Raw genomic sequence first — 13,071 nt, 5'->3', positions numbered from 1 at the left:
GAGTCGGCCGCGTACAACATTCCTGGTGCGCTGCGTCTGAGTGGTGCGGTGGACGTGGCGGTGGTGCGGGCGGCGCTGGCGGATGTGGTGGAGCGCCACGAGAGCCTGCGGACGGTCTTCGCCGACGCCGGTGACGGCGAACCCTGCCAGGTGGTGGGTGAGGCGCGCATCGAGGTGCCGGTCGTCGGTGTCGAGGACGAGGCGGCGTTGCGGGCGGCGCTGGCGGTCGAGGCGGGTCGTGGTTTCGATCTGTCGGTGCAGGCGCCGTTGCGGGCGGTGTTGTTCGATCTGCCGGGTGATGAGTTCGTGCTGTTGTTCGTGCTGCACCACATTGCCGGGGATGGCTGGTCGGTGGCTCCGCTGGCCGCCGATTTCTTCCAGGCATACCGTGCGCGTGCCGAGGGCCGGGCGCCCGGGTGGGAGCCGCTGCCGGTGCAGTACGCCGACTACACCCTCTGGCAGCGCGACGTCCTCGGCAACGAGGAGGACCCCGAGAGCGCCATCGCCGGGCAGCTGTCGTACTGGAAGCAGCAACTGGCCGATATGCCAGCTGAGATGGCGTTGCCGGTGGACCGTTCGCGTCCGGTGATGTCCAGTTACCGGGGTGAAGCGGTGACGTTCACCGTGGACACGCGGCTGTATCAGGGGCTGACGGAGCTGGCGCGGCAGTCGCAGGCGAGTGTGTTCATGGTGGTGCAGGCCGGTCTGTCGCTGCTGCTGAGCCGCCTGGGCGCGGGTGAGGACATCGTGCTGGGCACGGCGGTGGCCGGCCGAACCGATGAGGCGCTGGACCGGCTGATCGGCTTCTTCATCAACACCCTGGTGCTGCGCACCGACCTGTCGGGCGACCCTGAGGTGGCCGAGCTGATCGCCCGGGTCCGGGAGAACGACCTGGCCGCCTACGCCAACCAGGACGTGCCCTTCGAACGGCTCGTGGAGATCCTCAACCCCGACCGCTCCCTGGCCCGCCACCCCCTCTTCCAGGTCACGATGGAGTTCCAGAACGTTGCGGAGCCGACCATCGACCTGCCGGGGATCACGGCGCGTCCGTACGAAGTGCCGCTGGAGGCGGCGAAGTTCGACCTGTCCTTCGTGTTCGACGAGCGCGAGGACGAGGGCGACGGCGCGGACGGGACGGTCACGACGCTGGCCGGCGCGGTGGAGTACAGCCTGGACCTGTTCGACCGGGCCACGGCCGAGGCACTGGTGGAGCGGCTGCTGCTGGTGCTCGAGGCGATGGTCGCCGACCCGGCGGCCCGGATGAGCAGCATCGACGTTCCGGAGATCGAAGGACGGCCGGCGCGTCTCGCCTCGTCGGACTCCGGGGCCCCGGCCGCGTCGGACGCAGTCGCCCACGTGACGGACAGGCCGATCCGCAACGCGAAGGAAGAGCTGCTCTGCTCTCTGTTCGCGGAGGCGCTGGGCGTGCCGAGCGTGGGAGTGCACGAGAACTTCTTCGATCTCGGCGGCCACTCGCTGATGATCGTCAAGATGCTGGCGAAGGTGCGGTCCGTGTTCGGCGTACGGCTGCCGATCCGGGCGCTGTTCGAGGCGCCCACCGTGGCGGAGCTGGCCCTGAGGCTGGAGGGGGGCGACGAGGGCGGTGCCTTCGACGTACTCCTGCCGCTGCGCACGGCGGGTGCCAAGGCACCACTGTTCTGCGTGCACCCGGTCACCGGCCTCGGCTGGTCCTACGCCGGGCTGCTGCGCGAGATCTCGGCCGAGTACCCGGTCTACGCGCTGCAGGCGCGCGGAATGGGCGGCGAAGAACTGCCGCGGAGGCTTGAGGACATGGCGGCCGACTACGTGGCCCGCATCCGCGAGGTGCAGCCGTCGGGGCCCTACCACCTGCTCGGTTGGTCGTTCGGCGGAGTCGTTGCGCACGCCATGGCCGTACAGCTGCGGAAGGCGGGCGAGGAGGTGGAGCTGCTCGCCATGCTCGACTCCTACCCGGCCCAGCGCGGCGAGACCCCCACGGCGCCTTCGGACGAACAGTTGTTCGGTGAGCTGCTGAAGTACGCCGGAGCCGAGTACGACCCGGCCGCCGGTCCGCTGACCGCGAGCAGCACCGCGGAACTCCTCGGCGAGCAGGGCGGGCTGTTCGGGAACTTCGACGCCGAGACGCTGGCGCGCGTGGTCCGGGTGACCCGTAACAACATGGTGATCGACAGCGAGCACGCTCCTGGCTGCTTCGACGGAGAGGTGCTGTTTGTCAGGGCGGTACGAGGACGCCCGCAGTCCGCGCCGGAAGTCGAGCTATGGACGCCGTACGTCACCGAGAAGATGGACATCCGCGAGCTGGACCGCACGCACGACGAGCTGATGGGGCCGGAGGCCCTCAGGGTGATCGGGGAGGCGGTCGGCGATAAGCTGGCGGGTCCCGCCTTCGACGAGTGAGCGAGCCCGCGGAGAGGCGGGCCATCGGCCGGCGACGGCCGTACGCCACCTCTCCGCGGGCCTTCCTCGCACCGTGACCGCTGACAGTGCGGTGACTGACAGTTCGGCGACTGTTGGCAGGAAGGTGGCACGTCCCAGTTCCGAAGAGCTCTGCCGTGTCGCGGCTGCCCCCGTCCGGCCCAGCCCCGCACCAGTCCGCTGCTGCATGTAACTGACACATCCCTCGGAACGCGCGGATGCCCTGCCTAGGGTGGCCCGCGACATACCGAGGGAGTCTCTTCATGACCGTACAAGCCGCAGCCGGCATAGCCGGTCCCGCTCTGCCGTTCGTCATCATCCTGACGACCGTGGTCACCCTCGGCGGCGTCTACCTCGGTGTCCGGGCGGCCTCCAGGAAACTGCTCGGCATCACGATCGGCCCGCTGCGCGCGCTCTTCGCCTGCCTGGTGGCCCTGGGTACCCTGGCCGTGTTCGGGCAGATGGTGCCGGAGCAGGAGAGCCGCGGGATGCTCACTGCGGTCCAGATCGCCCTGTCCCTGTTCGCCGCGATGATCGCGATTGCGCTCGCCGACGTCTTCCTGCCGCCCGGCAGCTGGGCGCTGCCCCTGCAGCTGCTGCGCGGTGCGGGCGCGCGGATCGGCCGGGCCCGCCGCTACTCGCAGATCAGCCGGATCTTCATGCGCAATGGCCTGGGCCGGCTTGTGCGCAGCCGGTCCCGTCTGGAAGAGGCCATGAGCCCGGGGGAGTACGGGGAGCAGTCCGCCAGGGCGCTGCGCACCGCGCTCGAAGAATGCGGTGGCGTCTTCATCAAGCTCGGCCAGGTTCTGTCCACCCGGCGCGACCTCCTGCCGCCCCACTTCACCGACGAACTGAGCCGCCTGCAGAGCAGCGCGCCCCCGGCGCCCTGGCCCGAGGTGGAAGCGCTGCTCCGCGAGGAGCTGGGCAAACCGGTGTCGGAGGTCTTCGAGTGGATCGACCATGTGCCGCTCGCCGCCGCATCCATCGCCCAGGTGCACCACGCGCGGTTGCACGGCGGCCCCACCGTCGCCGTCAAGGTGCAACGCCCCGGCATCCGCGAGACCGTCGAGCGCGACCTCGACATCGTGCTGGCCGTCAGCCGGGGCATCCAGGCCAGGGCCCGCTCCGTGCGGGCCCTGGGGCTGCGCGAGCTGGGCGACGGCTTCGCCCAGTCCATCCGTGAGGAGCTGGACTTCCGTATCGAAGCCCGCAACTCGCAGGCGGTCGCGCGGGCCTGCGGCGGATTCGAGGCCGACGCGGCCGTGCGCATTCCGCGGGTGTACGACGCGTACACCTCTCCCCGGGTTCTGGTGCAGGAGTGGTTGGAGGGGGTGACCCTGGACCGGGCCCCGGCCGTCGCCCGGGGAAGGGGCCTCGACCGGGAGGCGCTGGCCAGGACGGTACTGGCGGCCGTGCTTCAGCAGATCCTGCGGGCGGGCGTCTTCCACGCCGATCCGCACCCGGGCAACACGCTGCTGCTCGACGACGGCCGGATCGGGATGATCGACTTCGGCTCGGTGGGCAGGATCGGCCCTCCGGCGCAAGGCGCCATCCAGGAACTCCTCGTCGCCGTCGACCGCGGCGACCCGGCCAGGCTGCACGACGCCCTGGTCGCCCTGCTGGGTACCCGTGCGACGACGAACGAGGACCTCCAGCCAGACCCTCTGGTCCTGGAGCGGGAGCTCGGCCGGTTCATGGCCCGGCATCTGGGGGCGGGCGCCCCGCCGGACTCCGAGGCGTACACCGCCCTCTTCCGGATGCTGTCCCGGTTCGGGCTCGCCGTGCCACCGGAGGTCGCCGCGGTCTTCCGGGCCCTGGCCACCGTGGAGGGCACCCTCACCCAGCTCGCCCCCGGCTTCGACCTGCTCGCGGAGGCGCGGGGCGTCGCCGTCCAGATGCTCACCGAGGAACTGCGGTTCCGTAGGCGCGGGGCCCGAACCGACAGCGGCGGCGCCGACGAGGACGGGTTCACGCTGCCGGGCTTCCCGTCCTTCGCGCAGAGCGCGGCTCACGAGTTCCTCTCCGTGCTGCCGATGCTGCGGCGCCTGCCCCGGCGGGCCGAACGCATCAGCTCCGCCTTGGAGGAGGGGCGCCTCGGCGTGCGGGTGCGCGTCTTCGCGGACGATCGCGAGCGGCGCTTCGTCGCGGGCCTGCTGCACCAGCTGACCGTCACCCTGCTGGCCGCCTGTACCGGCCTGATGGGGGTGATGCTCGTAGTGTTCGGCACCCGGCGGGGACCCCACGTCACCGCGCAACTGGAGCTCTACCCGCTCCTCGGCTACCACCTGCTCGCAGTGAGCGCGATCCTCATGCTGCGGGCGCTGCACACGGCGATGCGCCGGATACCGTGAATTCCCGGCCCAGGAATTCTCTGATGTCCACAAGCTGCCAGTCGCGGACGCAATTTCCGGGATTCGCTCCGACAGACGGCAGGAGGCTGCCGGCGGGTGTGGCCAACGCGCCCTGAAAAGGGTGGTGTTGCCCAGCGTGGACGGCGGTTGCGGGCCGGACAATGCGCCATTCAATTCTTCTCATTCAATTATTCGAAGTGCGGGGCGACAGGCGGACCTGGAATCCCTTGTCGAAGTGAACTCCGGATGCTTAGGGTCGAGTTCGGCGCCGCGCAGAATCCGTAGAGGGAAGAACGCGAGGCTCGAACTCGAAGGACTCGCCGGCTGGTGGAGCCCGAAAGGGTCCGCCGGCACCACGGACGGCGAGTCCTTCGCGTTCGACAGGCTCAGGGCCCGTCGTACGGGGCTCCCTCGGCGTCGCGCCGTTCACCGTCCCTCGATACCTCGATTCCCCGGACCCCTGCCGACCGGCCTCACAGGAGACAGCGATGACGATCACTGGAGCACCTCAGCGGCTGATTCCGCGGTGGGTTCCGCCGGGTGGTGTCCCCGACGGAGCACCGGAGCGGGCCGAGCTGAGCCGCCAGGTCCCCGTCCGTCTCGCGGCGCGTACCCGGCTGCTGGCCAGGCGTTCTGCGGTCGGCTGGGAGGCGGCCCTCGTCGCCGCCCACACCGCGGTCCTGTCCGCACTCAGCGGCGAGCGCGCCCTGGTGACCGGCTACCTCCCGTCGACCGCCACCCCGGAGTGCGCGCCCCGGCCCCGCGCCCTCACCCTCCACGACGAGACATGGCGCGAGCTGCTCGCCGCGTCCGAGCGCGCCGCAGGAACGCCCGCCGACGGCGCCTTCGAGACCGTCCTCGACCTGGGCCACCTCGACGGCCCCCCGGCGCGGCCCGCGCCGGACACCGTCCTGACGACGAGCCTGCGGTACGGACCCGACGCACCGACGATCCTGCTGAGCTACCGGACCGATGTGCTGGACGCCGAAGCGGCCGACCGTATCGCGGGGTACTACCTGACGGCGCTGGAGCAGATGACGGCCGCACCCGACGCCCCGAGCCGTGGCCGAGGGCTGCTCTCTGAAGCCGAGTACCACCACCAGATCCACGAACTGTCCGGGCCGGTACGGGAGATACCGGACCGCCGCTTCCACGAGCTGTTCGAGGAGCAGGTCGCGGTCAGGCCCACGGAGACCGCCGCCGTGCAGGGCGGCGTGAGCCTGACGTACGCGGAGCTGAACGCGCGCGCCAACCGCGTCGCCCACGCCCTGCTCGGCCGGGGCCTGGCCGCGGAGTCGGTGGTCGCGGTGGTCACCGAGCGCAACCTGGACTGGCTTGCCGCGGTCATCGGCGTCTTCAAGGCGGGGGCGGCGTATCTGCCGATAGAGCCGCAGGCACCGGTCGACCGGATGGCCAAGACGCTGGAGCGCAGCGGCTGCGCGCTCGTCCTCACCGAGAGCGGCGCCCTCGCCGAGGGCGGCGGCCCGGGGCATCTGGAGCAGGCCGCCCCGGCTGGCCTCGAACTCCTCACCGTCGCCGACGCGTACGCCGAGGGCCGCTCCGAGAGCGACCCCGCTGCCCCCGTCGCGGCTGACCAACTCGCCTACCTGTATTTCACCTCGGGCTCGACCGGCGAGCCCAAGGGGGCGATGTGCGAGCACGCGGGCTTCGTCAACCACCTCTACGCCAAGATCGACGACCAGGGGATCGGCGCGGGACAGGTGGTGGCCCAGACCGCCCCGCAGTCCTTCGACATCTCGCTGTGGCAGCTGGTCGCCGCCCTGGTCGTCGGTGGGCGAACGCTGATCGTCGAGCAGGAGGCGATCCTCGATGTCGACCGCTACCTCGACGTCGTCGAACGGGGCGAGGTCGCGATCCTGCAGGCCGTTCCCTCGTACCTGGAGGTCGTGCTCGCCCGCCTGGAGACCCACCCCAGGGAACTGCCCGCGCTGCGCTGTGTATCGGTCACCGGTGAGGCACTGAAGAAGGAACTGACCGTGCGCTGGTTCGCGCGGTTCCCGCGCATCGCCCTGATGAACGCCTATGGCCTGACCGAGACCTCCGACGACACCAACCACGAGGTGATGACCTCGGTGCCGGTCTGGGACTCGGTCCCGTTGGGCCCGGCCGTCGGCAACGTCACGGTGTACGTCGTCGACGAGGAGCTGCGGCCGGTGCCGCTGGGCGCACCCGGAGAGATCGTCTTCTCGGGTGTGTGCGTCGGCCGCGGCTACGTCAACGACCCGGAGCGCACCGCCCAGGCGTTCGGCGAGGACCCGTACCGGCCCGGTCAACGGCTCTACCGGTCGGGCGACTTCGGCCGTTGGCTGCCGGGGGGTTCGCTCGAGTACCTCGGACGCCGTGACGCTCAGGTCAAGATCCGCGGCTTCCGGATCGAGATCGGCGAGATCGAGAACCAGCTGCTGCAGCTGCCCGGAGTCCGCGACGGCGCCGTCGTGGTCGTGGAGAGCCCCGATGAGGGCCGCCACCTGGTCGGCTTCCAGACCGGCTCCGACGAACCCGCCGAGGCGCTGCGCGAACGGCTCGCGCGGGCACTGCCCGCCTACATGGTGCCGCGCAGACTCGAGCGCCTGGCGTCACTGCCGCTGACCCCCAACGGGAAGACGGACAAGCGCGCCCTGGTCGCCCTGGCGGCGGAACTGGTGGCGTGGCATGGGGAGAAGCGGCACGAGGAGCCCCGTACGGACGCGGAGCGGCGCCTCGCCGCGGCCTGGGAAGCGGTCCTGCGGCTGCCCGTGGGCCGGATCGGACGCACCGACAACTTCTTCGACCAAGGAGGCACTTCACTCTCGGTGGTGCAGCTCGTCGTACGGATGGAGCGGGCCTTCACGCTGCGAGACGTACACCAGCACCCCCGACTCGCCGACCTCGCCGAGCTCCTGGCATCACGCCGCCAGGCCCCTGAGCCCGCGAAGTGACCGCGAAACAGCCCCCGAAGCGAAACAGCCCCCGAAGCAACGACAAGGAAGTGGCCGCACGATGGATGTGACCTCGGAGGCGACGCAGACCGCCCCGTTCGAAGTGATCAGGACCGAGGGCAGCCCGGCCGTGCACCACCTGGACGGCCCGGCACCCGCTGACCCTGCCGCCTGGGTCACCGAGCACCGGTCGCGCCTGCGCGCCACGGTGGCCGAGCACGGGGCCGTCGTGGTGCGGGGCCTGGGCCTGCGCGATGCGGACGCCGTCGCCCGGGTGGGCCGTGCCTATCTGGACCGGATCGTCACCGAGCGTGAGGGCTTCGCGCCGCGCCAGGTCCTGGCGGACGGCGTCTACTCCTCCTCCGAGTGGCCCGCACACCAGCCGATGTGCATGCACCACGAGTTGAGCTACTCCCGTGAAGTGCCCGGCACCCTGCTCCTCGCCTGTCTGACGGCGCCGGAGTCCGGCGGCGTGACCGGCGTCGCGGACTCACAGGCCGTCCTGGAGACGCTCCCCGCCGACCTGGTCGCCCGCTTCGAGGAGGAGGGCTGGCAGCTCACCCGCGCCTACATGGACACCGTCGGGGTGGGCCTCGCCGACTCGTTCGGCACCGCGGACCGGGCAGCCGTCGAGGCGTACTGCGACGCCAACGGCATCACGTGCGAGTGGCAGAGCGACGGCGAGCTGCGCACGCGGCAGCGGGCCGCCGCCGTGCTCCGCCACCCCGGCAACGGGCGCCGGGGCTGGTTCAACCAGATCGCCTTCCTCAACGAGTGGACCCTGGACCCGGCGATCAGGGAGTACCTGACGTTCGAGTTCGGGGTGGACGGGCTGCCGTTCAACAGCCTGCACGGCGACGGCACGCGCCTGGACGAGGAGACGGTGCTCACCATCAACGACGTCTACGAGAAGCACACGCTCCGCGAGCCCTGGCGCGACGGCGACCTGCTGATCGTGGACAACCTGCGGATGGCCCACAGCAGGGAGCCGTACGAAGGGGACCGCGAGATCGTGGTCGTCCTCGGCGACCCGGTCACCGGACTACCGCTGCCCGAGGGCCACTGACCGCCGCTTCCCACAGGCCAGGGACCGGCCTTCGTACGGGCCGCGGACGCCCGCCGTGGCTCACCACCGCCCCTGGCCCACTGCCGTCCACCCCAGAAGATGGAGTCCGTCATGTCCCCCACGGCCGTCGTGCCGCCCTTCGCCGTCATCAGCGGCGCGCAGGTCGCCGATGTCCTCAGCGGCAGCGAGAAACAGGTCGTGGATCTGGTCGAGAGCGTCTACCGGCTGCACGGCGGGGTGACTCGGTCAACCCGCCCTCGTACTTCCTCCGCTTCCCCGACCGGCCAAGCTCCCGCATCATCGCTCTGCCGGCGGCGGTGGGCGGCGACCACCCGGCCGACAGCGTGAAGTGGCTCTCCAGCTTCCCGGAGAACGTCGCCGCGGGCATCCCGCGCGCATCGGCAGTTCTGATCCTCAACGACCACGCCACCGGCTACCCCTTCGCCTGCCTGGAGAGCAGGGCGTGCAGGCGCGCCCGTAGGACGCGAAGCCCCACCCGCGAGACGCGAGACAGGAGTCGCTGCCATGGACAAGCCGACGGAGACGTCGACGGAGGCAACGGACAAGCCGGTCGTCCTGATCACCGAACAACTCTCCCCCACCACCGTCACCACCCTGGGACCCGACGTCGAGGTCCGGCGCTGCGCGGGCACCGACCGGGCGGGCTGCTCGAGGCGCTGTCCGGGGCGGACGCCGTACTCGTTCGCAGCGCCACGCGGATGGACGCCGAGGCGATCGCGGCCGGAACCCGGCTCAAGGTGATCGGACGGGCCGGGGTGGGCCTCGACAACGTGGACGTGCCCGCCGCCACCCGGGCGGGCGTCATGGTGGTCAACGCGCCCACGGCCAACGTCGTCAGCGCCGCCGAAATCACCGTCGGCCTGCTGCTCGCGGTGGCGCGGAACGTCCCGCAGGCCGGAGCCGCGCTCAGGGAAGGCCACTGGCAGCGGAGCCGGTTCACCGGCGTGGAGCTGTCCGGCAAGACCCTGGGCATCATCGGCCTGGGCCGCATTGGGTCCCTGGTGGCCCAGCGAATGAGAAGTTTCGGCATGCGGCTGCTCGCGTACGACCCGTACGTCCGGCCGGGACACGCCGCGCAGACCGGTGTGCACATGACCGGGCTCGACGAACTCCTCGCCGCGGCAGACTTCCTGACGGTCCATCTGCCCAGGACGGCCGAGACGGCGGGCCTGATCGGTTTCGACGCCCTGCAGCGGGTCGAGCCCGGAGTCCGCCTGGTCAACGCGGCCAGGGGCGGGATCGTGGACGAGGCCGAGCTCTATGCCGCGCTCAAGGAGGGCCGGCTCGCGGGTGCGGCTCTCGACGTGTTCGCCACCGAGCCGTGCACCGATTCGCCGCTCTTCGAGTTGGACAACGTGGTCGCCACTCCGCACCTGGGGGCGGGCACCACCGAGGCACAGGCGCGCGCCGGGGTGGCCGTGGCTGAGTCCGTACGGCAGGCGCTGGCGGGGCGGTGCGTGCCCGAGGCGGTCAACGTGCGCATGGGGACGGTCGACGGCGAGCTGGACCCGTGGCTGGCCCTGACCGAGCAGCCGGGGCGGTTGTTCACCGCGGCCGCCGCGGGCCTGCACGGAAAGCTCTTGGTGAAGGTGGCGGGGAAGATCGCCGGGCGTGACACCACCGCGCTGGTGCTGGCTGGGCTCAAGGGCGCGCTCAGCGGTGTGGTGGAGGGGGGTGTCTCCTATGTGAACGCCCCGCTGCTCGCCCAGGAGCGCGGCCTCGGCACGGAGCTGCTCACCGCTCACGACGGCGCAGGGCCGCACGGCAGTCTCGTCACGGTGTCCGGGGCGCTGCCCTCCGGTGAGGTGGTCTCCGTGTCGGGGACACTGACCGGGTCGCGCGCAGGCGGGCGCCTGGTGGAGGTGTGCGGCTTCGAGGTGGACCTGGCGCTCGCCGGGAACCTGGCGTTCTTCCGCGCTCCGGCCGGGCGGGGCCTGGTCGGCGCGGTCGGCGCGGCGCTGGGCGGGGTGCCCATCGACGCCCTGCAGATCGCGCCGGGCGCCCCGGCGGCGAACAACGGGAACGAGGTCCTGCTCGCGTTGAACGTGGGTCGTCCCGTCACACGGGAACTCCTGGAGGACGCAGCCCTCAGGATCGACGCGACCCGCAGCTGGTCGCTGGACCGGGTGGCGTGAACGGTGTGCCCGAGGCATGGGACGGGACATGTACTGGTGAGGTGGGGACGAAATGGGTGACAACGTGAAGACGACCGTCGACAGTGGCCGCTGGTTCCGCAGGTACGGGGAGTTCGGGGAGGCGGCGCCGCGCCGCCGTCTGGTGGTCCTTCCGCACGCGGGCGGCTCCGCGAGCTTCTACCACGCCTGGGGCGCTGCCTTCGACGAGGGCACGGAGGTCCTGGTGGCGCGGTACCCGGGGCGTCACGACCGGCTGACCGACCCGTGCGTCGACAGCATGGACGCGCTCGCCAACCGCGTCACCGCCGCGGTGCTGCCGTTCGTGGACGTACCGGTGACGTTCTTCGGCCACAGCATGGGAGCCTCGCTCGCCTACGAGGTGGCGCTACGGCTCCAGGACGAGCACGCCGTGCGGCCCGCTGCCCTCCACGTCTCCAGCCGCAAGGCTCCGCATCGGCTGACCCCGCGCCGCCTCCACGAACAGGGGGACGAGGCGCTGATCGCCGAACTGCACCGGCTCGGCGGAACCGACACCGAACTGCTCCACGACCCGGGCCTGCGCGAACTCGTCCTCCCCGCGGTCCGGGCGGACTTCACCGTCGTCGGCACCTACGGACCACGCGACACCGCCCCGGTCGACTGCCCCGTCCACGCGTACGTAGGCGACTCGGACCCGTCCATGTCCGCCCACGACATGGCGTCCTGGGCCGACGTGGCCCCCCGGGGATTCCAGCTACAGGTGCTGCCTGGAGGCCACTTCTATCTGGTCGACCAGCACGAAGCTCTGGTACACGCGATCAGGCAACAGCTGACGACCACCGGCTGACGACAACCGTGCGCCCTGCGAGCGCCGAGAACGCCCTCCCGAGGGGCTCGTGCGGCGCCCCGCACGAGCGCAACCTATTGCGCCGCACCGCGGCAGGACCGCTTCAACGTGTGATTCTCGCCTGCTCACATCCCCGTGACCCGCGCCACCGAGAACGGCGTGGTGGTGTTTCCGGTCCCATCGGGCCGCCCTTGTCGAACTGCGAGCGGACGACGAGGAGGGCGCCGGGTGTGCGGGTGGTGGGGATCTGGAGCGCCGGGGCGATCAGGGTGCGGGTCAGGTAGGCCTCGGTGCCGTCGGGGGACAGGTGCCAGCGGGTCAGGGTGGGTACCGATCCGTCGGTGACGTCGACCCGGTACAGGCCGCCGCCGATCATGTCGACCACGAACAGCAGGCGTCCGGTGGGGTCGGCGACGATGCCGTTCAGGGCGTAGGTGGTCGGTGAGTGGGCAGGATCGCCCGCTCAGGTCGAAGTGTGCGACCAGTGGCGCGCGGCGGCCGCGCGCCACCTCGGCCGGGGTGACCCGGTAGATCACCGGAAGCATGCTGTCGGTGGCGTACGCCGTGCCGTCCGCGGTGACGAAGAGGTCGCTGATAAAGCGCTGATCACCCTCCGGCACCTCGAAGCGGGGCAGCAGGGAGCGGTCGCGCAGGTCGTAGGCGTCGATTCCGGCGGTGTGTTCGATGACCCACAGGCGGCCGCCCGGTCGGCCTTCAGCCCGTTGGCCGTCGTACGGCCGTCCGTGCCGGCCGACAAGGCACGCTCAAAGCAGTCGCCGACGAGTTCGGTGATGTCGGCGAGTCGTCGTTCGCCGGTTTCGGCGACCAGTTCTCGTGCCGCCTTGGTGAAGTGCGCGCCGAAGGTCCGGACGGTAACCCAGCCCCTCCCTGAACGAGCTGACGGAAGAGCGTCATCGTCTTGATCTGCATTGCACGCGCCTCCCTGCCGGATCCTCAGCCCTGCTCGTCGAACGTCAACATCGGAACGTCATACAGGCTCGCTAGCCGGGGCCGTGTCAGAGCAGGACCGGCGATCTCGATCACGATCAACTCGGCGATGAACTGCACTTCGGCTGCGAGGAGATGGCTCGTACGCCCGTCGGCCGAGGCTTCTTTCAATCCGGCCCAGACGTGGATGTGGGGTGCCAGTCGGTCGCGCTCGGTGTCCAGGCCAGGATGCCGCCACCGAACGTCTCAAGAGTTTCGACCTCGACCGAGTCCCGGGTTGCGTCCTGGGAAGTGGTGTACGGGCTCCCACCTGATCCGGGCGTTTGGCCCGGCGTCGGAGTGAGTGTCCGGATATGAGAACGGCCACCGG

At 70.9% G+C, this 13,071-nt stretch carries 6 protein-coding genes and 2 pseudogenes; 7 read left to right on the top strand and 1 reads right to left on the bottom strand.

Annotation, left to right across the window (positions count from 1 at the left end; translation table 11 throughout):
- The 7 genes and pseudogenes from ACFZDC_RS41500 to ACFZDC_RS41470 all read left to right on the top strand — a co-directional run.
- Positions 1 to 2,397, top strand: a 2,397-nt coding sequence (locus ACFZDC_RS41500) for an alpha/beta fold hydrolase (protein ID WP_391332235.1), incomplete at its 5' end; no start/stop codon positions are given.
- A 281-nt stretch (positions 2,398 to 2,678) separates the two neighbouring features.
- Positions 2,679 to 4,766: an AarF/UbiB family protein gene (locus tag ACFZDC_RS41495; RefSeq protein ID WP_391332233.1), complete on the top strand. Its 2,088-nt coding sequence runs from the start codon at positions 2,679 to 2,681 to the stop codon at positions 4,764 to 4,766.
- A gap of 488 nt (positions 4,767 to 5,254) precedes the next feature.
- Positions 5,255 to 7,705, top strand: a complete 2,451-nt coding sequence (locus ACFZDC_RS41490) for an amino acid adenylation domain-containing protein (RefSeq protein WP_391332231.1) — start codon at positions 5,255 to 5,257, stop codon at positions 7,703 to 7,705.
- 61 nt (positions 7,706 to 7,766) lie between these two features.
- Complete coding sequence (locus ACFZDC_RS41485) at positions 7,767 to 8,771, top strand: TauD/TfdA family dioxygenase (RefSeq protein ID WP_391332229.1); 1,005 nt, start codon at positions 7,767 to 7,769, stop codon at positions 8,769 to 8,771.
- Between the two features lie 111 nt (positions 8,772 to 8,882).
- Positions 8,883 to 9,262 (top strand): annotated as a pseudogene (locus tag ACFZDC_RS41480) (2,3-diaminopropionate biosynthesis protein SbnB); the annotation flags it as partial.
- A gap of 34 nt (positions 9,263 to 9,296) precedes the next feature.
- Positions 9,297 to 10,927, top strand: a pseudogene (serA, locus tag ACFZDC_RS41475) (phosphoglycerate dehydrogenase).
- A 52-nt stretch (positions 10,928 to 10,979) separates the two neighbouring features.
- Positions 10,980 to 11,753, top strand: coding sequence for an alpha/beta fold hydrolase (locus ACFZDC_RS41470; RefSeq protein WP_359008448.1), 774 nt, complete (start codon positions 10,980 to 10,982; stop codon positions 11,751 to 11,753).
- Between the two features lie 103 nt (positions 11,754 to 11,856).
- Here the strand turns inward: ACFZDC_RS41470 and ACFZDC_RS41465 are convergent, their stop codons facing one another.
- A complete protein-coding gene (locus ACFZDC_RS41465) occupies positions 11,857 to 12,138 on the bottom strand; it encodes a hypothetical protein (RefSeq protein ID WP_391332226.1) in 282 nt (93 codons plus the stop codon).
- Between the last annotated feature and the right edge of the window lie 933 nt (positions 12,139 to 13,071).

This window comes from Streptomyces sp. NPDC007905 (assembly GCF_042959345.1).
Classification (GTDB): Bacteria; Actinomycetota; Actinomycetes; order Streptomycetales; family Streptomycetaceae; genus Streptomyces.
The sequence above is the reverse complement of the archived record's forward strand: the minus strand, read 5'-3'. Positions and strand labels throughout refer to the sequence as shown.